Genomic DNA, 25765 nt, shown 5'->3' on the forward strand with positions numbered 1-25765 from the left:
TCCATTTTTTAAAAAACTGAGATAAAAATGATTTACTTAATGGTTTTGCAATAAAAAAAAGGCTTTATTCTGTTAGAAAATAAAGCCTTTTTATATGATTTCGAGGTTGATTATCCTCCTATTTTTAATTTCATTCCCGGTTTGATGTCTTCAGTATTGATGTCGTTCCACTTTTTAATATCTGAAACAGTAACTCCGGATTTTTTTGCAATGCTAAACAATGAATCTCCTTTTTTAACTAAATAATCCTGTTGCAGTGAAGTTTTTTCAATTTTATTTTTCTTGAAAGAAGCTGCGGTGGCTTTTGAAGTGTTAATAGCAATTTCGTTTTTAGCTACAATCAGAGTTTTACCTAACATAATGTTGTTGTCCGTTAGCTGATTCCATTCTTTTAAATCAGCAATAGGAGTTCCAAATTTTTTAGCAATGTTTCCTAGATTGTCTCCTTTTTGAACGGTATATTCAATGTTTCTAAGTTCAGGAGTTGCGGCAACAGCATCTTTGGTTTCAATTTCTTTTTCAGCAATTTGTAAGCTGGTACCAGCCTGAATAACATTTCCTGAAAGTTTATTCCATTCTTTAAGTTGGGCAACGGTTACATTGTTTTGTTCTGCAATATCACTTAGGTTGTCTCCTTTTTGAACGATATAATTTGTTGTTTTATGAGTAATTAAAGTATCTTCTTTAACTTCCTTTTTTATTTTTTCAATTTTGTTGATTTTGTTTTCTGCCGAAGCTACAGCTGTATTTGTATTTGTTTCGGTAGTTATTATGGTCAGTACTTTGCCGTATGCAACCGTGTTTGAGTTTAGTTTGTTCCATTTTTTCAATTCCTCAACGCTAATATGGTATTGTCTTGCAATACTGCTTAAATTGTCTCCTTGTTTTACTTTGTAATATTGGGTTGTACTTCCTGTTGGATAAGATGGTTTTTCGACTACGGCAACAGCGGTAGCAGCGTTTCTAAAAGGATTATTGTTTTTAAGTTCCGCTTCGTGCTGTATGTAAGCATAAATTTTATCTTCGTTAGAAACAAAAACACCTATCTTGTCTTTTGGTAATCGTAAATAATGATTTTGATCGTTATAGCGCGGAATTACATTGAGCTTGTACGAAGGATTGAGTAATTGTAATTGCGAGACAGGAACGTCCAGTAAATCAGAGATTTGTTTGAACGACATCTGCTTTTTTATCATTACAGTATCGGTAGCAAAGTGTTGTACGATGGCTTTGTTAGGTTTGATTCCGTGTTCGTTATGATATTCGTATAGATACATGGTTGCTAAGAAAGCAGGAACATAACCCTGAGTTTCTTTAGGTAAATGCGGTTTAATACTCCAGAAATTTTGTTGTCCGCCTGATCTTCTGATTGCTTTAGAAACGTTTCCGGGACCTGAATTATAGGAAGCTAATACCAATTCCCAATCACCAAAAATGCTAAACATATTGGACATGTATTGTGCCGCAGCTGCAGTTGCTTTTAACGGATCGCTGCGTTCGTCAACATACGAATCTATTTTTAAATTGTATTGTTTTCCAGTATGGTACATAAACTGCCAAAGTCCTGTAGCACCCATTTTAGATACTGCTTTCGGGTTTAATGCCGATTCTACAATGGCTAAGTATTTTATTTCTAATGGTACGTTTTGTTTGGCAAAAGTTTCCTCAAACATTGGGAAATAATACTCTGAAATTGACATCAAACGTTCAAAAGATTTTTTTCGGTTTTTTAAAAACGATTTAATGATGTTTTCTAATCCCTGATTGTACTGAATGTTAAACGGAGATTTAGCATTCATGGCTTCGAGCCTGGATTTTAACAATTCAGTAGGTAATTCATAATCTACTTTTTCATCTGTATTGATATTTGCAATATCCTTTGTGATGTCATTGTACAAATCTAAATCAGTCAGTTCTTTTGTCCACAAGCTGTCAACACAACTTGCTATATCATCTTTAACAAAGCTACTTTTTATAGAATCAAGATACGATATCTTAGATTCTAATACAGCAGTTCCCTTGCTTTCGGCAACTTCCTGCGAAAACAAGGGAACTGTTAATAATAGAAAAAATGATATGCTTATTTTTTTTATATTCATATTTTTTTATTTGTCAACGTGCTTAATTTTAAGTGATTACAAAATCATTTATGCAAACTTAATAGGTTACAACTAAAAAAATCAATAAAAATTGTTAAAATTATCACATTTAGTTTAAAATTGCTGCAATTCCAGGTAAAGTTCTTCCTTCCAGCATCTCCAGCATAGCTCCTCCACCTGTAGAAACGTAACTTACTTTGTCTTCAAAACCAAATTGTTTTACTGCTGCAACTGAATCTCCACCACCTACTAGTGAGAAAGCTCCGTTTGCAGTTGCCTCAGCAATATAGTCGCCAAGAGCAATAGTTCCTTTAGCAAATGTTTCCATTTCAAAAACACCTAAAGGTCCGTTCCAAAGAATAGTTTTACAATCTAAAATTACTTTTTTGAAGTTTTCTAATGATTTTGGTCCGGCATCCATACCTTCCCAACCATCAGGAATATTAGTTACATCAACAACCTGAGTGTTGGCATTATTAGAGAAATCATCTCCCGCCACAACATCAACAGGAATATGAATTTGTACTCCTTTTTCTTTTGCTTTTCTTAAAATTTCAAGAGCTAATTCTTGTTTGTCGTCTTCACAAATAGAATTTCCAATTTTTCCTCCTTGTGCTTTAATGAAAGTAAAAGTCATTCCGCCACCAAGAATCATGTGATCTACTTTGTCAAGGATATTTTCGATAACTGTAATTTTTGAAGATACTTTAGATCCTCCAAGAATAGCAATTACAGGTCTTTCACTGTTTTTTAATACTTTATCAATGCTTTCAATTTCTTTAGCTAATAAAGAACCGAAACATTTAGCTGTTGGGAAAAATTGAGCAATGATAGTAGTTGAAGCATGCGCTCTGTGAGCAGTTCCAAAAGCATCGTTTACATAAATATCTCCTAATGAAGCCAATTCTTTTGAAAAAGCAACATCTCCTGCTTCTTCTTCAGCGTGAAAACGTAAATTTTCCAATAATAAAACTTCACCGGCTTTTAATTCTGCTGCAGCTTGTTGTGCTTCTTCGCCTACACAGTTTGCAGCAAATTTCACAGATACACCAAGAATTTCACTAGCTGTTTTTAAGATGTGTTTTAATGAATATTTTTCTTCAGCTCCTTTTGGACGACCTAAATGAGACATTAAAATTACACTTCCACCATCGGCAAGAATTTTATCAATAGTAGGTTTTGCAGCATCGATACGTGTAGTATCAGTAACATTAAAATTTTCGTCAAGAGGCACGTTAAAATCAACGCGTATGATTGCTTTTTTGTTAGCGAAATTAAAATCGTTTAAAGTCTTCATTAGGTATTGTTTTTAGTTTATTTTTTTGAAAGTGAAACAAATATAGAACTTTTCTAGTAGTATTAAATTTCAAAATTCTAAAAAAATCAATTTTTAGCAACGAAAACGATGTAAACTCACAAATAATTTTATGAATGTTCTTTAATTTAAAAAATCAGTTGTAAAAAGTTAAATTTTGTCTGAATCCGGAAATCAAACAAAGAATGACTTATTATTCTTTTAAATAACAAACTGATAAATTAGCTTGGGCAATCATAAAAGTTTCAAATTCATTACTTTCTTCGGTGTTTTTTGAAAGTAAAAAATGATTGTCAATCATCCCCAGATAAGTAAGCAGGGGTGAATAAAAAGTAATGCCTATTTTGTGTTTGGAAATATCCGTAATATCGGTGTTGATAATGTCGAAACGATAATTGGTAAAGGGAAAATAATTGTTGCCTAAAATATCTGTAATTCGGTATAAATTTCCTTTTAATTGTTGGACATAATTATCCGCCGAAATACCCACGAGATAATGCAATTGAACTGCTTTTTCGTTTTCGGATAATAATTCTCGGAAAGTGTTTTGTGGATTTTCTTTCGAATTAAATTGCTGGTGTTGCAGTAAATATTCCTGATAAGTATCTTCAAAAACATATTTGTCCCAAACAAAAGTCGAGCTATTGTCAATTACTAGCCGATAAGCTAATCTTATTTTGGATTTATAGTTCATACTAATGGTATTTCGATGAGTAATAGCATGGCATTTTCGGAAAGAGCTTCCCATTCTACAACTTCTATTGCTTTTAAGCTTAGGGCATTTCCTGTTTCAAGAAGTCTGTTTTCAAATTCGAATGCGCCACTGATTATAAAGATAAAAATACCATTTTCTTTGTTTTTTAGTTGATAATGCAATTCTTCTCTGCCACCGAATTGTGCTATGAAAGCAGAGGCTGTGTTGTTTTCGAACAACGAAATGAGTTTGTTCTTTTCTTTAAAGTCAAATCCTAAAAAGGCGCTTGTAAATGCGCTGGGTTTTGTGTTGAAGCCCATCTGCAAAAAGCTCACATTTTTGTCAAAAGGATTCGAAATTTCAAAGCTGCTTTTCGTATTGGAAACAATTTGCTGGATTTGTTCAGTTACAATCAGATTATCATTTTGTTGTTCATCTTTATATTCAATTCCGCCATAAAGCGGTAAAATATATTGTAAGCTATCCTTTTGGACTGCAATTGTTAAGCTTTGCTTTGGCGCTAAAATGTAATAATTGAAAAGAAATAAGGAGCCAAAGGCTTTTCGGGATTCTTCCTGATAGTTACCAAAATTAAAAGTTGACCAACAATTGTAGTCCTGAGTTTGCCATTTTCCTCTTAATGCTGCAAGATAGATTTGAGCCTGACTTTGATTAATCATGCTTTAAGGTTTTTAAATTAACCGGCTACGTTTATGGTGTGTGTTAATACAAAGCCAGCAGCAACGCTTCCTGTTACTGTTGACAGTTCAGCACTTACGCCGTCAGAAAAAACATTGTCATTAGCGTTATAAGTATAACCACTCATGCCTTTGGTATATCCGTTGGCAGTAGACGCATTGACTAAAACTACAGCACTGCCGGAACCTTCGGGAAAAGCAATTTGGGTAACCAATAAAGAAGTTCCTGAAGAATTGTAAATATGCACGTGAATGTGTGTGGCTCTTCCGCTGTACCAGCCTGGGAAAATGGAAGTAAAATTAACCAGTCCGTTAGCATTGGTAGTTTGTCTTCCTCTTAAAAAATGAACAGAGGTAAAGTCTGCCGATTGCATTCCGGTTCCTCCGTATTCAGAGTAATAACCGTCTTTGTCACAATGCCAAATATCTACAATAGCCCCAGCTAGTGCTGCACAACTGGCATTTTTGTTCTGAATAGTGATATTTATCGTAAGCGGAATTCCGGTTCTGTCGCTGGTAATGTCCGATTTTACTAATGACGACGGACTTTTGGTAGGGAACGGTCCAGCTGTTTCTGATGGTGTAACTGAGCAAGTTGAAGAACCCGAAGAGCTGCCAGTATCGGTAGCTTCGGTAGTATCAGTTGCGCTGGAATCAGTTGATGCATCATCATCACTATTGCATGCGTTGATAATTGGGACAGCCAAAGATCCTAATCCTACTAGTCCTAATCCTTTTAAAAAATCTTTTCTTTCCATAATCTTTTTGATTTAGAGGTTTTAGATTTTAAAAGTATTCAAAGCTCTTTTGATGATGAAAAATTTGAGGTGTTTGGTGCTATTTATGCGGTGAAAGAGTTGGTTTATAGTGCTAGTTTGTAATAATTTAACAATTATTTCCGGTTTAATAGTTCGAAAAAAGCAGTTTCATAACTGGCACTTATGGGTATTTCTTCGTCGTTGATAGAGATGATTTTGTTTCTGATTTTTTCTATTTTCGAAATTGCAACAATAAAAGAACGATGCACTCTAATAAATTCCGATTGAGGGAGTTTTTCTAAAAGTGCTTTTAAGGTCATTCGGGCCACAACGGTTTTTTGATTCTGGATGTGGATTTTTAGATAATCATCTAAACCTTCTATGAATAAAATATCCGAGAATAGAATTTTTATCAGGCTGTAATCGGCACGGATAAAAAGATATTGCTGTTCCGGATTCTGATTTTGCAGTTTCCATTGGGAATAGGCTTTTTCTACAGCCTGTTGAAATCTTGAAAAAGTAAAAGGCTTCAGGATATAATCGGTGGCGCTTAATGTAAATCCTTCCACAGCATATTCTGAATAGGCAGTGGTGAAAATCACCATCGTTTTATGAGGGAGTTTTTTGTAAAAATCAATCCCTGAAATCGACGGCATATTGATGTCCAGAAATAATAAATCAACAGGATATTTTTTTAGATGTTTAAAAGCATCGTCTGATTTGGTGAATGTTTTTTCAAGTTCAACCAGATCAATCTGGTTGCAAAAACTTTGCAAAATTTCTAGTGCCAGTGGCTCGTCATCCAGTGCAATTGCTTTTAACATGCTACTTTGATTTTTAATGTAACGCTGTAGGTTTCCTGATTGTCATCAATTCTTAAATCATGGCTTTCGGGATATAAATGAGTCAATCTTTCTATGGTGTTTTGTAATCCAATGCCGCTTTCGGACGAATTGGATTTTACTTTGTTATTGGAAACCAATAAATTCAAATTTTCTTCCTCAATGTTAATGTGAATTTTGATTTCTGAATTCAGATTGGGGTTAACTCCGTGTTTAAAAGCGTTTTCAATAAAAGAAATTAAAATCAGTGGTGTAATACATTTTCCATATTGGTTTCCTTCCACTTTGTAATTAACTGTTACGGTGTTTCCTAAACGCGTTTTTTGAAGTTCAACAAAATTACTGATGTAGTTGATTTCTTTGTCTAAGGAAATGACATCATCATTAGCATTGGTGATAATGTAACGCATTAATTCAGACAATTGTACTACCGCATCGGCAGTTTTATCAGATTTTTTTATTGCCAAAGCGTAAATACTGTTGAGCGTATTGAACAGAAAATGTGGGTTGATTTGGGCTTTGAGGAAAGACAATTCCGATTGCATTTTTTCTTTTTCAACTTTTCGTAACCGATTATTAATGGCAAATAGCAGGCTGGAAATAACACCAATTAAATACACTAAAATAGTATGGCTGTATTGGGTAGGAGGACCACCTCTTTTGCCAAAGTCAGGTGGAGGAATGTGTGGTGTTTTGTTTTGAAAATGCGGTTGGTTTCCAAAATCTAAAAAATTGCGTTCCGGATGGTCAAAATAAGTTGAAATCCAAAGGAAGAAGAGTAAAAACAAAACAATTATTCCAAAATACAGCAGTTGTTTTTTTGAAAAATAAATTCGGGGAATGAGATAATAATAATTAAACAGAAAGAAAATCAGCAACATCGAATAGATGAAAAAGTAAATTCGATCATGAGGATTGTTGACTAAATTAGGCAGGTTTAAAACGCCTCCGTTAGATGTAAACATATAAGGCAATAGCATGAATGCTATGCACACGAAAAAAATTAATAGATAAGAAGTAATGTTTTTTTTCATGAAAACAAGTTTACTCCTCAAATTTAAGCTTCTTATTTTTAGCTTTCTAATTATTGAGGTAAAAAACAGAATTCCTGCGATTACTTTTTTTAGAACCTCAATTCTATTGGTCAAATATCAATCATGAACAGGGCTTTGTGTACAAGGACAATTGCTAATTCCGGCAAAGAAATCCATTCCTATAGTAATCATATGGGTTCCTGAATTGAAAGCCATTAAAGGGTTTAGTGTAACCTGATAAGAATACCCAAAGTAGAAATTAGACTTTTTAAAACCTAACATAGGACCTAAATTAAGAGGCTTGAAAACCTGATCATTAAGGAAACGATAGGATATTCCGGCCCAATAGTAATCTTCGTATTTATTGAATTTTCGGTATTTAATATTGATGTCTGTACTGGAACGTTTATCGCTGGCAAATAACTGATAATAAACCGAAGGTTCATATTCAACCCGGCTGTTTGCAGGTCCTTTAATCACATAACCGGAATAGATTTGATAATTTAAAAGCAAATCGGGTTCGGCACCAAAGTATTTGTCAATATTTTTTGCCAGGATGTTACTGGCATTGAAACTGAAATAAAAATTATCGAAGCGGTACAAAGCACCAATATCAAAGTTGTTGTTTGAATTAAAACGATTGTCGGTTACGCTTGGGTCTAAAATCGGAATTTCATAAGTGGTATTAAAATTTTCGATGTCAATTTTAAAATTATTGATGTTGTACGAAATTCCCAAAGACAAATATTGTTTTGTATAATAATCTAAAATAAGATGTTGGGCAAATGAGAATTTAGCTCCCGTTTGTCGGGTGTTTCCATTTTTATCATTGTAAAAAGAAACTCCTATTCCGGAACGATCCGCAATTCTAAAATCGGCATAAATGGATTGATTTCTTGGCGCATCTTTAATGCCAACCCATTGAGTTAATCCATTGGCTCTAATTTTTAGATTATCTCCAATTCCGGCAAAGGTTGGTGAAATGACAAAATGATTATCGGCTAAATATTGGGTGTGAACAGGTATATTCATCTCCTGACAATAACCAAAAGTTATCATCAGGAGAAAAATTAATAATGCTGTTTTTTTCATCGTACTATTTTTAATTTGGGTCCACATGGCTTTGGCTTTTTGTTATCTGTAAAGTGTAAAATGACCCACAAATTCCCGATTGTCTTTTTTGTTATTGAGTTTTAAAACATACCAATAATCTCCCGAAGGCAGTTCGTTACCATTATATTTTCCATCCCATTTTTGTCCTGTACGATAAGTGGCAATTTTTCGTCCGTATCGGTCAAAAATATCGAATGTTAAATCCTTATAGTTTTCGGTACATCCCGGAGCCCATCCGTCATTTACTCCATCTCCGTTGGGAGTAAAGTAATTTGGAATACACACATCGATGTATTCAAAATAGCGGGTAGCGCTGGCCACACAGCCATTAGCGTCAGTTACCTGCACGGTATAATCTCCTGATTTGTAAATGATATAGCTGTTCTTAGTGCCGTTGTCTTCTCCGTTAAAAGTGTATTGGTAGCCACCGCCACCACCGGCTGCTGTGGCAATAATTTCGTTTAGACCGCCATCAGTTAATGTTAGAGTCAATGGATCAATTTGTAGAATATTGAAATCAGCAGTTCGTTTGATACATCCATTGGTATGTCTTACATCAATATAATGGTCCGTTCCGGCAGCTACATTTGTAAATACATTACTTGCCTGATAATTGCCTCCGTCTAAAGAATAATCCAAATCAGATGGGTTTGTTATGCTGGCATCAACTGTAACTGTAACCGAATTACTGGCAGAATTATTAACACATCCATAATCAACAAGAGCAACCGGGTTTATTTTGACCGATTCATCCATGATAACATCCCATTCAAAAGAACAACCATTTGCATCTAAAATATACACGGTATGTTTACCTCCGGTCAATCCGGTAAAATCAAACTGCGTTTGAGTTGCTGTACCCGTAGTATAGGTTCCTGTTGGATTGTCTAAGTTAACACTGTAAGGTAGAACTCCTCCGGTGATATTGATACTAAATGCCCCATCTTTATCCCCATAACAAACTTCAGGAATTACAGAACTTGCAATAGTTGTTGCACGGATTGGGGTTGGCTCGGTCATATCAAAATTGATTTTCACGTAGCATCCCAGTACATCCTGAACAATTACATTGTAATTTCCCGGAGCAAGATTATCGAAAATATTAGAATCGAAAAACTGATTCAAATTAGGCGAAATTGCATATTTGATGATACCCGTTCCTCCTGAAGCACTAACTGTAAATACGCCATTATTGGCTCCATTACAACTAACCGGAGTAATCACATAAGTGGCTGTTAACGGTGCCAAAGGTTGTGTAATAGTTATTGTTGATGAGGTAGTCGTACAATCACCACTGTCGACTTTAATTTGATAATTTCCTGCAAATAGTCTGGTAAAATTACCCGAAGCAGTTGGTCCCTGAATAGTTGTTCCCGAACCATCCAGCAAACTATAGCTGTAATTTCCTAATCCTCCTTCGGCAGTTGCAACGATTACTCCGGTATTATCTCCGGCGCAATTTATTACTGCGTTTCTGATGTCAACATTTATTTTTAATGCAGGCAACGGATCTATTTTAATTTGGTTAGAAACATTAGAAATACATCCATTAGCATCTTTGACATAATAAGTATAGGTTCCGGGTGGAATCTGGAAATTAACCGATGAAACGAATGAACCTAAAACAGTTGTAAAGTTAACATCGGTACTATAACTATAAGTTCCTGTTCCGCCTGTGGCACTTAATGTCAACGTAGTTTGAATCAAGCAAGTTTGCGTACTGGCAACAACTAAACTGGCAATTACTTTTGATGGTTGAGTAATTACAATAGGAGTAGTAGTAGCGGTACAGCTGTAGCCATCCGTTACACTTACTGTATAAGTTCCGGCTCCTAAACCTGAGAATACCGGAGATGCCTGCGGACCACTTGAAGTAGCAGGAGTCAACGAAGTTGTGTTTAGGGTGTACATGTAATTAGAACCCTGACCACCAGTGGTAGTGTTTACAGTAATGGTTGCTGTTTTGTCACCAAAACAATTCACCATTGCAATATCTGAACTTGCTGTAATAGTAATTGGTGTTGGATTAACCAAAGTCACATTAGCGGAAGCGACACAACCTTTACTGTCTCTTACATTAACAATATAGTTTCCGGCTGTCAGATTTATAAAAGTGCTTTGAGATGAGAATGCAACTTGTTCTGTTCCGTTTAAAAGTAATTGGTATTCGTAACCACCAGGCCATCCACCTGTTGCCGTTGCTGAAATACTTCCGTCATTGTTTCCTGATATACAGGTGATTTCGGTATGTGTTTCAGCAATTGTTAAAGCTGCAGAAGGTTGAGATATGCTAAAGTTTTTAGTAACCGAACAGTACGGACTATTCGTTAATGTAGCCGTTATGGTATAAATACCTGCTGCTAAATTAGTAATCGTATATGGGCCTGCTGTTGGTGAAATACCTGTGCTTCCAACCGGACCTGTAATAGTATAACTAAAACCTCCGGCATCATTGGTTGGCGTTGGTACACGGTCAATGAAAGTAATATCAACGCTTCCGTTAGTTCTTCCGTAGCAACTTACATCAGTAATATTATTAATATTTAAATCGAAAGTATTTGGTTCATTTACATAATGTACTGATGTTATGCTACAGCCTGTGTCTGGATTGAGCACGGTTATTAAATAATCTCCAACTACTAAACCGGTGAAAACCCCTGTTGTATTAGATTGTGATGGATATTTAGCACCTGAAACTCCTGTAGTAGCATTATAGTCAACCAGGGTGTATTGTAAGTTGGTTGGAGTTCCTCCTGTAGTACTTACTAATACAGTAATGTCTTCTAAATTAGTACAAGTGATAGCATTGTTTACATTAACAGTAATTTTATCTAAAGCAATGAATGGATTAATATTTATACTTCCCGGAACACTAGCTGTACAGCCTTTGTTATCATAAACATTTATTGTATAATTTCCGCCTAATAAATTGGTTTCGGTATATACATTGTTTGTTCCAAACTGAACCCTTGTTCCGCCTTTGATAAATTCATAGTTATAAATTCCTGAACCGCCTGTTACTCCGTTAACAGTGATTGTTGCAAAATTAGTAGTATTCGAACCGCTGGTGCATCCAAATTGAACAACATCCGGAGCAGGAATTGTAATAATAGCAGGTTCTGCTATACTAATATTTTCAGTTGCTGTACAACCTCTTGCTGAAGTTACCGTAACAGTATAATTCCCCGTTATCAATCCACTAAATATATTGGAGGATTGTGCTGGTCTTACTGCGCTACCGGAAAGACTGTACATATACACCGGATTGTCATTTATGCCCGGAGCAGGAGTAGCCATTGTGGCTGTAATGACTCCATCGCTGCCTCCGTTACAACTCACATCAGTTTTTGATAGCGCAAAACCAGTTACCGGAGTTGCAGCTTCTAATCTTACCGGAATAGAAAAAGTACAGCTTGTGGTAATATCTCTGACAGTTGCTGTATGAGAACCAGCAAATAGATTAGTAAAGTTTGCAGATGCCTGATAAGCACCAGAATCTATCCTGTATTCATAATTCCCTGATCCTCCTGTGGCTGTAAGCGTTAATGTTCCATCACCATTGGAGCAACTTGGCAACGCAGTAATATCCGCCTCCAGTTGCAAGGCAGCTAAGATGTTTATTAAAGCATTTGCTGTAGTAGTACATCCATTTTTGTCTTTAACGGTTACATTATAAGTTCCAGGAGTATTTACGGTAAAGGTAGGACTACTTTGAAATCCTGAGCCAATACTATATTCAAATGGTGCGATACCTGTTGCGGAAAGCGTAAAGGTATATTCTCCGGTTGGCGATGGACATTGACTAAACGAATTTACAGTTACCGTTGGTAACGGATCAGTAGCAATTGTTATAGCTATAGGACTTGAAATTACACAACCATTAGCATCTTTTACCCAGACATCCCATTGTGTGTTAACTGCTGGGTCTAAAACAGCCGAATTACTAGTGGTATAATCTGTTGCAACAGGAATAACTGCATCCAGAACAAAAGCATAAGTATAACCGGGAGTTCCGCCTGAAGCGGTTACACTAACCTGAGCGCCGAAATTACAATTCGCTTTGATATTAGAACCTGGTATTAATGTTAATATTGTTGGTTCTGAAACTGTAACGGAAGTTGTAGCCTCACAGCCTGTGGTTTCATCAGTAATTGTAATTAGGTACGTTCCTGCGGCTAAATTGTTTTTAGTAATTGTTGTCGAATTTTGTCCAATTTCTGGTGTTTCCCCATTAAATACATAACTGTATGTTCCCGCAAAATTAGCAACGGTAAATTCAATCACACCATTGGAACTTCCATTACAGGTCACATCACTAATTAACTGTCCGGAAACGGTTATGTTGGTTACAGGATTCACAGTATAGGCTTCCTGATAGGTACAACCATTGGCATCGGTTACCTGGAATAAGTAAGTGTCCGGTGCTAATCCTGTGAAGATTCCAGTTGAAGCACCAGTAGTATTAGTTGTTGCAGATGTAGGGAATACAATAGCATAACTTAAAGGTAATACTCCGTCTGTAGTACTTAAAGTAACATCACTAGTAGTTGCATTACAAGTTACTGCTGTTCCACTAAAGTCTAAATCCGTTGGTGGGTCTAATACTGGAATATCAACCCCATTTGGTAATGTAAAAATACATCCATTGGCATCTTTTATCAAAACATCAAACGTAGTTCCCGTATAAGACTGGTAGGTATTTGATGAGGTATAACTTGCGCCAGCATTAAAACTATAGCTATAAGGAGCGGTTCCGTCAATTCCTGTTACCGTTACCGTTGCCGGTTGTGCCGCATTGCCTGCACCACAGCTTAAAGGTGTAGTCAATACCGAACTTGCACTTAATGGAGTAGGTTCATCAATAGTAATTGGAGCACTTGTAAATTCACACATTTTACTATTTCTAACCGTTACTATATAATTTGTACCGTAAGACAATAAGTTAAATTGATTGGATGATTGGTATCCATAAGGAACAGGACCATCTAATTTGTATTCAAAAGGACCTACACCTGAAGTAACATTTACTGTTATTGTCCCTTCATTTCCACCATTACACAAAACATCCGTTTCAATAGTAGTGAAAACAGTTGGCGTTTTAGGATCAACAGTTAAACTTGAAGTAGCCTGACAACTTGTTGGATTGTTGTTATCGGTCACTCTAAAATAATAGGTTCCGGCTGTTGTTGCAGTAAATACATTAGAAGGCATTGTAGACCAACTTACATTATCATTAGAAGATTCATAAGCATAACTAGGCGCAGGAGAGGTGTTTCCACCTGTAGCAGTTAAAGTGATTGCTGCATCAGGATTTGGTGTTGTACAATCCAACTCTTTAGTTAAAGCAGCATCAAGCACCAATTGCGGATAGACTTCATAGTCAACATCAGCGGTACAACCATTTCCGTCTTTGATTACCAAATTATAAGTTCCTGCAGCATTGAATGTAAAATCAGGGCCGCTTTGGAAAGCACTTCCGTTTATACTATAGGTTTTATTACCCACAATGTCCGGATCTACCGTTCCGCTAATGCTTATTGTAAATGGATTACCATTGTAACAAATTGGAGCCGGAGTATCGATTGTTGGTGCATCATCTGATAGTAATTGAATAGGATAGGCCTGAATACATTTATTGGCATCCATCGCATAAACAATATAATAACCCGCTTCTTTGTAGAAAGTATTGGTTGTTCCCCAATTTGTATCTGTTGATGTAGGTGGTGTGTCATCACTAATATCACCAGTGACTCCTGTATCCGGTAAAATTTGATATTGATATGGTATTGGAGTAGCTACCTGAGGTGGAACTGCTAATGCATCTTCACGGGACATGGTAGTTCCTCCTTTTGCAATAGCTACAATTTGTCCAGCATTAAGATTACAGCTGTCATTTTTCACAACTGTTGCTGTTACTTCTAATGCTGTTGCCGACTCATAAATATCGAATGGTAAGGTTGCACTCATACAGCCATTATTGGTTCCTCCGTGTTCGGTAATGACTACATAATAAGAACCCGGTGCAAGACCTCCAATTAGTGGCATCACAAATGGATAAGAACCAACAGCAATTCCAAAGTCTTCATTTGCAGGTGTTAAAGGCATGTTTGTTTTTGAATCATAAACGGCATAATCTACGGATGTAGGAGGAGAATATAAAGGATCTGTTGAATCGGTATTTAAGGTAATTGAAACCGTCCCGTCATTGGCTCCTACGCAAGTAACATCTGTTACGACTCTTAAAGTGGCCAAGCTTGTTGCTTTTATGGTTGGAGCAGAGGCTTCTTTGATATAAGAACAGTCTGTTGCATCATCAAATACTATAAACGAATAAATAACTCCTTGGATTAAACCAGTAAATGTTGATGTATGAGGAGTTCCCGGAGTATCTTCTTTCTGAAAAGGAGGTTGGACAACTCCAGCTATAAAAGTTGGAGCTGTTGGATATAATCCCGTTATTGGATCTTTTTCGTATTTAGCAAAGTAAAAAGGACCACTTCCTAATAAAGGACCCGTAGCAGTAACAGATACTGTTCCTCCTGAAGCACAGTCGGCAGTAGATTCTACTACAATGTCTAAATTATCTGGTGGAGAGGTAACTTTTGTGGTGGTTTTTAGAGAACAGCCATTGGCATCCACTACAGTTACATAATAAGTCCCAAAGTTCAAATTAGAGAAAGTATAATTTGTTCCAGTAGCATTCGGTATACTTTGTGTTGGTTCGCCTACATTATTTGTTAAAATATATGTATAAGGTGCTGTTCCTCCTAAACCTAAGGCATCCACATTAACTGTGATTGAACCTAAAGATGTACTAGCACATTGAATCTCGGTTGCTGAAAGGGTGTATTTTAATGCAGTTGGTTCGTTAATAGTAATAGGATAAGTATCGGGACAACCATTTGCGTCTTTTAAAGTTATGGTGTAGTTACCAGCAGCTAAACCTGAGAAAATATTAGAAGATTGGAAATTCGTTCCGTCAATACTATAGGTAAATGGAGCTAATCCTACAGCGCTATTAATATTCACTCTAATAGATGCAGTCGATTCACCATTACAATAAATATCCTGTGTTTGTGTATGATCTATAATTTCCGGATTAACAGGGGTTGTCAATACAATTGGGTTAGTAGTTATGGCTGTACAGCCATTAGCATCTGTTACACTGAAGGTATAACTTCCAGGAGTAGTAGTATTAAATACATTGGAAGCCATATTGGTAAATGTCAATCCATCTGTAGAATAAGAATACGTATACGAAGTACTATTTCCATTTGTTGCGGTCAAAGTAATTTGAGCAGCTTCGTCTCCGGGAACACAGCTTATATTTTTATTCAACACAGCATTTAGCGTTAATCTTGGGTATATGATGGTTGGAGTATCACTTTGATCCGTACAACCATTGCCGTCTATAATCGTTACAGTGTAACTGCCCGGGGTATTAACTGTAAAAGTAGGACTGCTTTGGTAAGTGGTACCTCCGTTGATACTGTATCGTAAAGGAGCTACTCCGGTACCTGTTGCTGTAAAAGTAAACCCAGTTGAAACAGTACATTGGTTGGAAGCCAAAGTTGGAGTTGTCACCGTTGGCATCGGATCGCTTGCAATAGTTACAGTTGTCATTTCAGTACATCCATTGGTGTCTTTTACGTAAACATCCCAGGATAAATTACTTCCTGAATTGGTATCAACAGTAACAACATTGTTAGAAGTATAAGTTGTTGGAGCCGAAGTACCAGTAACAACAGCTGCATAAGAATAATTAGGAGTTCCTCCCGTTGCGTTTACAGTAATCTGAGCGTTATCATTGTTACAATTGATGTTGGTTGCAGTAGCTGTTAATGCTAAAGGGGCTGTAGGCTCTTTAATAGTTACGGTTGCAGTAGCAGTACAAGAAGTTGCTTCATCTGTAATATTGATTGTATAAGTATCTGCTGTTAGATTGCTTATATTGATAGTTGCATCAGTTTGTGCTGTAATTAACGTTCCACCATTGATACTATAACTGTATTTATCTGAAAATCCTGAAACGGTAAATACAGCACTTCCGGTATTTCCTCCTTTACATAAAACATCGCTGGTAACATTTCCTGTAACTGCGATTGGAGTCACCGGCAATACATTATGTGATTGGGTGTAATAACAGCCATTTGCATCGGTTACTTTAAAAATATAAGTTCCCGGTAATAATCCCGTAAACACTCCTGTAGTATTGGATGGAGCAGTGGATGCCGGAGAAATAATTTCATAGGTTAATGTTCCCACACCTGTTCCTGATGCGGGAGTTACAGTGACTGTACTTGTGCTTGTGTTACAGGTGATCGGCGTTGTTCCAATGGTTCCCGCAACTGGTGGGTTTAGTTTGTTCAGAGTAATACTGCCTGTAAATATACAACCATTAGCATCTCTAACAGAATAATCTACATTTTGATCTAAACCAGTATCGTTTACAGTTAAGACTCTGGAATTGCTATAGCTATTTCCGTTGAAACTATAGGTGTAAGGTGCGGTTCCGGTTGTAGGAACTACAATCGTAATTGTCGCGGATTGTTTGGTATTAGAAGTGTTACAGCTAAACGGAATGACTGTTGCAGTAGTGGTTAAAGCTGTAGGTTCGGTTAAAGTGATAGTTCCGGTAAAAGAACAATTTTTGCTGTCACGAACTTCATAAGTATAAGCAATATTGGCACTTAATCCTGAATAAAGGCTTGTAGTTGAAAAAGCACTTCCGTTAAAACTATAGGTATAAGGGCCCACTCCTCCCGAAGGAATAATTTGAACCGAACCATTGGCATCGCCATTACATAATGGATTTATTGTAATTAATGTAGCTGTTATTGGAACTAAAGGATTGATCGTTGCCGATGTTGTGGTCGTACAGCCTTGAGCATCCTGAATTTGAAATTGATAAGTACCTGCAACTGCCGTGGTGTAAGTAAAAGTAGTTGCGCCAGTCTGTTCAATGGTTCCGGGTCCCGTACCTGAAATAAGCGTAACAGTGTATGGAGCATAACCACCGGAAATACTTCCGTTGATAACTGCATTCGGATTAGAAGTACAATCTAATTCTTTGACACTTGGGATGGTTGCTGTTAATTGTGGAGTAATGCTGATATTACTTATAGTTGCTATACAATTAAAACTATCCGTTACTACTATTTGATGAGTTCCCGGGCTTACATTGTTAAAAGTGTTAGAGTTTTGGGCAGGAGCACCATCCAGACTGTAAACAAAAGGAGCTGTTCCGCCGGAAGTAGTTACTACTAATGTTGCCTGATTGAGACTATCATAACAAAAATCCGAACTTGGATCTAAACTAGCTGATAAAGTTGGCGGAGCTACTACAGTAATCACTGGGCTGTCATCGGTACAGTTATTAGCGTCGTATCCGCGAACAATATAGCTTCCCGGAGTAACATTAGTAAATGTACCTGAAGTTTGTGAAGAAACAATAATAGTTGTTACTGTAGCATTCCATAATTCGTAACGGTAAGCAGCTGTTCCTCCTGTTGCCGAAGCAGAAATTGTAGCCCCACCCGCACAGCTAGCCGGACTGCTTACATTGGCAGTTATAACTAAAGGTAAAGGGGCAGTAATTGTAGCAGTAAATGATTGTTCACAAGTATTGCCTGCAGTAGCACCATAACGAATTTTCAAATTATAAGTAGCTGCAGCTAATCCTGTAATCGTGTATGGAGAAGCCGTTTGTGTGTTCCATGTTGCTCCATTGTCAAGAGAGTATTGATAGCCATTTGTAGTATCAAAATTAGTTGCTGCAATGGTGATTTCACCGTCATTAGATCCGGAACAGTTTAGATTTTTAACATTTACTAATGATGCTGTAAAGGCTTCATCGGTTGGGATAATTACAGTAAAATCTTTCGTTGTAATACAGGTTTTTGGTAATTGGTAAACTTCGATATCGTCAACTGCAAAATCGATTCCATTAACCTGAGCTATTTCTAAACGTAATACAAAGTCTAATGTGGTGTTGTTTCCCGGGTTAATGGTTTTGTTGTATTCGATCCAACCATTCGTTTTTGGTATTCCTCCGGTAGATTCTGAGGATAAGGCAACTCCGGATGCATTTTGTAATTCAACAGTCAGTGAGGCATTAGGTTGGGTATTCCCTACTTTCAATAAATTGGTAGCAAAGAAACGTACCTGAATAGGTTGGTTTGGAATAATGTCCTGGATGGTTTTTCGGTACACAACAGCGTTATTCGGGATAGCGCTTCCGGCGTCAACCGCTAAATATCTTCCGGTGGCACTTCCCGCAGTATGATCAACAGGATTATGCCATCCGCTGTATATTCCGTTTTTAATAGTATTGGTAACCGTATATTCTCCGTTGTTTAAGGTTCCGTTTTGATCACAGGTTAAGAAATTTTGCATTTCAAAACAAAAAGCAGGATTGATTCCCGGTGAAGCAACTTCTGAACCGGATCCAAAATCTTCTTTTAATAAATTGCTGTAGGTTGGTACAGCCAATAATTGGTACGAAACGCTCACTGTATGCGTTCCGGAAGGTACATTGGTGAAAACATTAGGCGGAACATTAGTGTTTGGAATTCCGTCAATAAGGTATTCGTAACTGTAGTTTGTGCCTCCATTATTCGTTACAGTAACTGTAGATGTAGCGGTACCGTCGCAATTAAAAGCTGGGTTTTCTACATCAATTGTAGGTTCAACCGGTACAGGATCTATCACAATATTAGACATTGGATAGATACAACCATTGGCATCTCTAACGTATACGGTGTAAGTTCCCGGAGCCAGATAAGTCTCATTGGTTGTAGTCCATGTTGTTTGGTTGTCAAAACTATATTGGTATGGAGCGATACCTCCCTGTGGATTGGTAATTCTTATTTTTCCTTCTCCAGATGGTCCACAACCTGCTAATTCAGATACTCCTGCTGATGCTGTTACTGCAGTAGCCGGCTGTGTAATGGTTATCGTTTGGGCTGTAGTAAAACAGTCAGTTCCTGCCAAAGAATATTTTACAATGGCATTATAAGTCCCTGCGCTTAGGTTGGAGAATGTTGGATTAGTTGAATAAGTAGAGCCGTTATCAATACTATAGGTCAAAGTATAACCATTGGCATTAGTAACATTGAAATTGATTGCTCCTGTCGTATCATTATAACACAAAATATTTGTTTGACTGATAGTAAATTCAGGAGCCGGAACAGCAGCTACGGTAATGGAAGTGGTAGTGCTGCAATTTTGACTATCTATTATTTGAATTGAATATGTTCCTGCACTGCTAACTGTAATTTGTGGAGTTGATTGCGAAGAAGTCGAGCCATTTACATAATAAGCATAAGGAGGCGTTCCGCCACTAGGATAAATAGTTATTTCTCCATCAGTACAGGTAAGTGGTTTTGTCAATGCTGAAGTTGCTGACAATAGTGCAGGTTGAATTATATCGATAGTAGTGGAATAATCACAACCATCATCTGTCCATACACGTACAGTATAGGTTCCCGGATTTAAACCGGCAAACTCATAATCACTAGCCAATATTGGACCTACACTGTTTACTAAAGTTGCGTCTTGATGTATGCTGTAGTAATATTGGGGATAGGCGTCTTGAGCAGCTATTTTAATAGCACCTTTATCTCCATAGCAAAGTGGTTGAGTAACAATTGTAGAAGTTGTAAAATTTCTTTGTCTGATAAGTATATTAGTTACTGAAAAAATACAAGGATTGGTCGTAACACCCACCTGTCTGATATAAACTGTGTAAGCACCTGCAGTAGGGATAGAAAAAACATTAGACGATTGATAAGTAGAACCATTCAGACTATATTCATATCCTGAAGGAACTCCGCCAATCGTTATTTCTCCATTTTTATTACAAATAATATCTCTGGTGGTAGCAGTTGGATTTAGTACATTTTGATATACATTGAAATAGAAAATACTGTAACAACCACCCGGATAATTTATGGTTACTCTAAATTGACCTGATGTATTTGCAGTATAATTTTGCCCTGTTCCAACGGTATTCCATTGACATGATGTGCTTTCATTGGCACAATTAGGTACTGTAACAGCGGTACAACTGTTTTCATTTAATTTTTCCCATACAATTGTTGAAGCATCCGATATATTAGTTTGAATATATCGGGTTGCATTGGCACCACAAAGAAAAATATTTGGAAGATCCTTTCCATTATTAGGGCAAACAACTACTTCATCTGCAAATGGTATAACAGGATTGGTAATTGTATTACCAAAAGGATTAACTGTTATAGCTTCAGTTACCGTAGCACAGGGAGATGTAGAGGTAATATAATAGGTTCCGGTAGCCGTAGCGTTATAATTTTGATTAGTGCCTATAACCGGAGTTCCTGTAGGACTTGTAGACCAGGAGTATGAGCTATAGCCACTAGGTCCTGATAATTGTACACTGGCTCCGCATAGTATTTCATTACTACTAAAGGTTTGCCCATTAATATTTACTAAAAAATTAGTAGATGATGGTGTGCCAAAATTACAAACTGTTGAAGCAAAACTACCTTCATCAACTCTTGGTGTTGTATTGATAGTACCTTGATAACTGGCAAAAGCCTGATTTTTGATTTCATTTGAGCAGGCATCCAATAAGTCTTTATAACTGGAAACTACCTGAACATGTAAACGGATGGTTTGGCTAACATCGCCAACTTCTACTAAATTGTTTGGAATACTAAAGAGTAATTCTCTTGTTGTAGCATTATAGCTATGTGTTACACCTGTAGGTAATGATATAATATCCGAAGGATAGTTAAATATTACATTATTAGGAAGAACATCTTTTAAGGTGAAATTAGTTACATTGTCATTACCGGTGCTTTGAAAACCAATTTCATAATATAAATTGGTTCCAAGAGCAACATCAGTATTTCCGATATCATTACCTGAGATGTCTTTCACTAGTTTAGTAAGGGAGATATCCGGAGCAATAACATTGACCTGAAAGGCATTGAAAAAACTAAATATTGGATTAGCCTGACCCCTTGCAACTTGTAGAGTGATTTGGGCACTTGTTGCATTATTTCCAATTGTAGATTGATTAACATTCAAAAGTTGTTCAATACCGGTGTCATATCCTAAACTGTTAGTGCCATTAGGATTTCTTGAAGTAAAATAACTATCTAAATTAGTGATAGAACTGTTAAAAAAATAATTTGATGGTCTTAGAGTCGTGGTTAAAGATGTACCGTTCGCAGTACCATTATTAATTTCAACTTTAGTTTTATTGCTGTTATTTGAAGATTTGTCCCCATTTAATGTTGCAAAACCAAATTTTATATTTATTGATCCTGAAGACGGTGTTCTAAATCCGGAAATAGGAATGTCAAGTGTTCTACCATCATAAAGAGCACTAAAACCATCATAAGAAACCATGTATTTGGTGGTTGTTTTTGGGTTTTCATAAATCACGTACAGTGTCCATCCCGCAGCTAAACCTGTAGAACCATTAAGTCCTGTACTTGATTTTACATCAGCTACTGTATAAGTTCCCTGAGGATTTGTTAAACCGGAAATTATAGAGGTCACATCTGCATAGCAGGCATACGGTTTGTTTTCATCAGGAACAATTGGAGCTACATTGGCATCATATATAAGTTCACCAGTTACATCTGTATAAGTTGAACTTCCGGGTGTTTTAAATTTAACTTTATTGATGTCCGTTCTGCTGTCACCAGTTTTAATTAAAGCCCCCCAATACAATCCGGCATAAGCAATTTTAAAACAATCAACAGTATTTGGTACAGCTAAATCGGCACTGCTGGAATTAAAAGTAGAAGCATCACTGTCAATATCGATATACTGCATTGACACACTTTCATTAGTGGTGTTATCATTTAAAGGGTTGTTGTCTTTTCCAAGAAGATTATTCCCAATTACAAGCATGTCACCTTTTAATTCGGTAGCATATCTAATGTCAAAAGTGTTAAAAGTCTGAGCGTTGGAGTTTGTATTCAGAAACAATCCTAAAAAGAATAGGAGGATATTTAAAAAACCAGTTTTTTTTATCTTATGTAAAAAAAAGAAAGGTTTATTAATAGTATTTAGTATTGCTATTAGTAGGTAGTTTTTTTTCATGTTAGGGGAATTAATATTCCATAATAATTGTATCGAAATTTTCTACTGACATTGATTTTCAGGGGCATGAAAACCAATGTCAGTAAAAAACTGTGTTTATTTATTTTTTAAATAGTACCGTCTTTTTTAAATTAATTATTTTCTATTTTAACTATTGATAATTTAGCATTATATAATTTGTTGTCTTTATTTTTTAATGCTCTTTTAGCCTCTTCTAAATCATCGAATTTTTCATGATAAATAAAATATTTACTCGTATTTACATCATAAAAGAAATCAACGTTAGATTGTCCTGAGGCAACTGTTTTTGTTAAAAACTGGTCTCTTTTAGTCACATCATTGTGCACAGCAAGAATTAAATAATAACCGTTTTCTGTGTGTTTGACATTCTTAACAATTTGCATTGAAGATTGTTCTTCACCATAATCAAAATCTTCAGCTTTTAACGGAGCTGCACTAAAAGGAGTTTTCTCCTTAATTTGGTTTAATGTTGCTCTGTCTTTTGCATATCTTTCCTGATCGTTTTCAAATGATGCACGTTTGATTCTTCTTTTCTTCTCTATTTCGGTTTCCGAGTTTATTTTTTCCAAAGAAGCATTTAGATTTTGAATGGATTGTCCAACTTCCAATTGCTCTCTTTTTAATCTGTCCAGAGTTTCACGATAGAATTGATTGTACTCATCGTTTTTGTCAGATACTTTTTTAAGCCTTAAAAGGTATATGCGTTCTAACTCGTTGATTTTTTCTTTTTGACTGCTTCTAACTTGCTCCAGTTCGGCTTTTAATGATTCCAAAGCTTTGTTTTCGGCCGAAACACTTCTAAATGGTTTTGGAGCTTTAAAAATACCTTTCTCACTTAAGTCATTTTCTTCTTTTAAATCTTTAAGATCCTTATCTTTTATAGCAACAGTTTCGTTAAATCTTTTTAATAAATCCTGTTGGTTATTCTTTATTTCTTTAATCATCCCTGCTAAATTATCCATCGATTTAGCGTTTTCGTCGTTTTGAGGAGTTATAGGTTTTCCTTTCGCCAATGCGTCAGCTTTTGCTTTTTCTTCGGCATCGAGTTTTGTTTTCGCGAATAATGCGTCGGCTTTTGCTTTTTCATCAGTGGCTAATTTCGCTTTCGCTAATGCATCTGCTTTCGCTTTTTCTTCGGCATCGAGTTTCGCTTTCGCCAATGCGTCAGCTTTAGCCTTTTCTTCGGTATCGAGTTTCGCTTTGGCCAATGCATCTGCTTTCGCTTTTTCATCAGCAGCAAGTTTTGCTTTGGCCAATGCGTCAGCCTTCGCTTTTTCTTCGGCATCGAGTTTCGCTTTCGTTAATGCGTCAGCTTTCGTTTTTTCATCAGCGGCTAATTTTGCTTTCGCTAATTCGTCAGTCTTGGCTTTCTCATCAGCTGCTAGTTTTGCTTTCGCCAATGCGTCAGCCTTCGCTTTTTCATCAGCGGCTAATTTCGCTTTCGCTAATGCATCTGCTTTCGCTTTTTCTTCGGCTGCAAGTTTCGCTTTGGCCAATGCCTCAGCTTTTGCTTTTTCTTCGGCATCGAGTTTCGCTTTCGCTAATGCGTCAGCTTTTGCCTTTTCATCAGCGGCTAATTTTGCTTTCGCTAATGCGTCGGTCTTCGCTTTTTCATCAGCGGCTAGTTTTGCTTTCGCCAATGCGTCAGCCTTCGCTTTTTCATCAGCAGCTAATTTTGCTTTTGCCAATGCATCAGCTTTTGTTTTATTATCGGTAACAATTTTTGTTTGAGTTGGTACTGATGTAACTGCTGACTTCGTAATGGTTTTAGCTGCGGTTAAAGCGTTTTGTCGGGCTTTTATTATTGAATCATTTTTAGCCTTGGCTTTGGCTTTAATTTCTGCATAGGCTTTTTGTCTTGCTTTTAATATTGAATCGGCTTTAGCATTAGCATTTTCTCTTAATTTGGCGTTAGCAGCCTGTTTTGCCTGAACTATTGTTTCGGTTTTTGTTTTAGTTTCAGCGAGTTGTTTGATTTTAGCTAAAGAATCAGCTTTAGCTTTTGCAGCAGCCATTTGTTTTAATTTTTCCTGTCTTTTTGCTTCTAATTCGGCTTTTAATTTTTGATCGTTTTTAGCAGGAGTAACTTTAGACTGTTTTGATTTTACAGGAACGTATTTTCTGTTGTTTGCTGATGGAATAATGGCTCCTTCGTCATCATCATCATCATCGCCGTAGTCAAATGTTTTGTTTTTGAATTTATAGGCAAAAACGATTTCATGTGAAGGTCCGAAATTGGACAGATTGCCTGTTCCTTTTTCAAAATTGTATTCAATGGAAATCTTATTTGAAATATTCAATCCAACGCCGGCAGACATTCCGTAAACAGAGTTATATCCGGCCTGAGCCCAAACCCCATTAGGAATGCTAAATTGTACCAAACCCGAAATAACAGTTTTGTCTTTTTTGAACTCGGATTTAACTAAGGCTGAAAATTTACTTTTGTCAAAAAAACCATAGGTGTCCAGATAGCCTGTGTGCATGATATGCGCCTCGATGCTTTTTTCGGGATCGTCTGCTATAGTTTTGGAAGTCTTAAGATTGTATAAAATGAGATTGTTGATTGAAACCCCAAAATCAAGGAATGCGGTTCCGTAATTGATTCCGGGATTTACGGTAAGTAACGCATTAGAAGGAATGTTGTCTAAGGACGGATCAGGATAATTAGTAATTATCTTTCCTTTGTTGATTCCGCTTTTATAAAAGCCAACATTTAACCCGAATGTCAAATTGCTGTCTTCTTCAAGCATAATGTTTTGAGCAAAATTGGCCACTCCTCCAAAAGTGGAGAGGACCCCATAGTTTTGTTGAAATAAACCTAAAGCAACGCCTTGATTTTCGGCAATTCTGCCGGAATATCCAAATAAGTAAGTTTGTGGGGCATTGTCAAATTGCGCCCATTGCCTTTTTGTATAAAAACTGATATATGAACTTTGTTCCCGAACAAAGCTGAATGCAGGATTGATGAGGTATCGGTTAAATTTTAAAGAATTTCGAATTGGAAGTCTAAAAGAGACTACGCCGTCTTCCTGACAGGAAACTTGTTGAAATGAACAAAGTATTATACCGATTATTAAAAAAATATTTCTCATAT

General features: G+C 36.5%; 10 protein-coding genes. All 10 read right to left on the minus strand.

The window, feature by feature from the left end; genetic code table 11:
- Window positions 1–110 precede the first annotated feature (110 nt).
- The 10 genes from IEV84_RS03660 to IEV84_RS03705 all read right to left on the minus strand — a co-directional run bounded on the left by IEV84_RS03660 (window position 111) and on the right by IEV84_RS03705 (window position 25763).
- Window positions 111–2099 (minus strand): LysM peptidoglycan-binding domain-containing protein, encoded by a 1989-nt coding sequence (locus IEV84_RS03660; RefSeq protein WP_188492510.1) that lies wholly within the window; start codon window positions 2097–2099, stop codon window positions 111–113.
- Window positions 2100–2208: 109 nt separating this feature from the next.
- On the minus strand, window positions 2209–3396 hold the full coding sequence (locus IEV84_RS03665; protein WP_188492512.1) for a phosphoglycerate kinase: 1188 nt from the start codon (window positions 3394–3396) through the stop codon (window positions 2209–2211).
- 211 nt (window positions 3397–3607) lie between these two features.
- Window positions 3608–4108 (minus strand): hypothetical protein, encoded by a 501-nt coding sequence (locus tag IEV84_RS03670; RefSeq protein ID WP_188492514.1) that lies wholly within the window; start codon window positions 4106–4108, stop codon window positions 3608–3610.
- Window positions 4105–4788, minus strand: a complete 684-nt coding sequence (locus tag IEV84_RS03675) for a pirin family protein (protein WP_188492516.1) — start codon at window positions 4786–4788, stop codon at window positions 4105–4107. The genes IEV84_RS03670 and IEV84_RS03675 overlap by 4 nt, the downstream gene beginning before the upstream one ends.
- Before the next feature lie 17 nt (window positions 4789–4805).
- Window positions 4806–5564 carry a dioxygenase family protein gene (locus tag IEV84_RS03680; protein ID WP_188492518.1) on the minus strand — a complete coding sequence of 253 codons (759 nt, stop codon included), beginning with the start codon at window positions 5562–5564 and terminating at the stop codon, window positions 4806–4808.
- Window positions 5565–5698: 134 nt separating this feature from the next.
- The gene (locus IEV84_RS03685) at window positions 5699–6388 is read right to left on the minus strand and encodes a LytR/AlgR family response regulator transcription factor (protein WP_188492520.1); all 690 of its coding nucleotides are present in this window, start codon (window positions 6386–6388) and stop codon (window positions 5699–5701) included.
- The gene (locus tag IEV84_RS03690) at window positions 6382–7440 is read right to left on the minus strand and encodes a sensor histidine kinase (protein ID WP_188492522.1); all 1059 of its coding nucleotides are present in this window, start codon (window positions 7438–7440) and stop codon (window positions 6382–6384) included. Before IEV84_RS03690 ends, IEV84_RS03685 begins: the two co-directional genes overlap by 7 nt.
- 117 nt (window positions 7441–7557) lie before the next feature.
- Window positions 7558–8532, minus strand: coding sequence for a PorP/SprF family type IX secretion system membrane protein (locus tag IEV84_RS03695; RefSeq protein ID WP_188492524.1), 975 nt, complete (start codon window positions 8530–8532; stop codon window positions 7558–7560).
- A gap of 42 nt (window positions 8533–8574) precedes the next feature.
- On the minus strand, window positions 8575–22536 hold the full coding sequence (locus IEV84_RS03700) for a T9SS type B sorting domain-containing protein (RefSeq protein ID WP_188492526.1): 13962 nt from the start codon (window positions 22534–22536) through the stop codon (window positions 8575–8577).
- Between the two features lie 245 nt (window positions 22537–22781).
- Window positions 22782–25763, minus strand: coding sequence for a PorP/SprF family type IX secretion system membrane protein (locus tag IEV84_RS03705; RefSeq protein WP_188492528.1), 2982 nt, complete (start codon window positions 25761–25763; stop codon window positions 22782–22784).
- Window positions 25764–25765 lie beyond the last annotated feature (2 nt).

It is taken from the genome of Flavobacterium palustre (assembly GCF_014639535.1).
Lineage (GTDB): Bacteria > Bacteroidota > Bacteroidia > Flavobacteriales > Flavobacteriaceae > Flavobacterium > Flavobacterium palustre.

Coding starts and splice junctions, on each gene's coding strand:
- IEV84_RS03660 (WP_188492510.1), bottom strand. CDS start 2,099: ATGAATATAAAAAAAATAAGCATATCATTTTTTCTATTATTAACAGTT.
- IEV84_RS03665 (WP_188492512.1), bottom strand. CDS start 3,396: ATGAAGACTTTAAACGATTTTAATTTCGCTAACAAAAAAGCAATCATA.
- IEV84_RS03670 (WP_188492514.1), bottom strand. CDS start 4,108: ATGAACTATAAATCCAAAATAAGATTAGCTTATCGGCTAGTAATTGAC.
- IEV84_RS03675 (WP_188492516.1), bottom strand. CDS start 4,788: ATGATTAATCAAAGTCAGGCTCAAATCTATCTTGCAGCATTAAGAGGA.
- IEV84_RS03680 (WP_188492518.1), bottom strand. CDS start 5,564: ATGGAAAGAAAAGATTTTTTAAAAGGATTAGGACTAGTAGGATTAGGA.
- IEV84_RS03685 (WP_188492520.1), bottom strand. CDS start 6,388: ATGTTAAAAGCAATTGCACTGGATGACGAGCCACTGGCACTAGAAATT.
- IEV84_RS03690 (WP_188492522.1), bottom strand. CDS start 7,440: ATGAAAAAAAACATTACTTCTTATCTATTAATTTTTTTCGTGTGCATA.
- IEV84_RS03695 (WP_188492524.1), bottom strand. CDS start 8,532: ATGAAAAAAACAGCATTATTAATTTTTCTCCTGATGATAACTTTTGGT.
- IEV84_RS03705 (WP_188492528.1), bottom strand. CDS start 25,763: ATGAGAAATATTTTTTTAATAATCGGTATAATACTTTGTTCATTTCAA.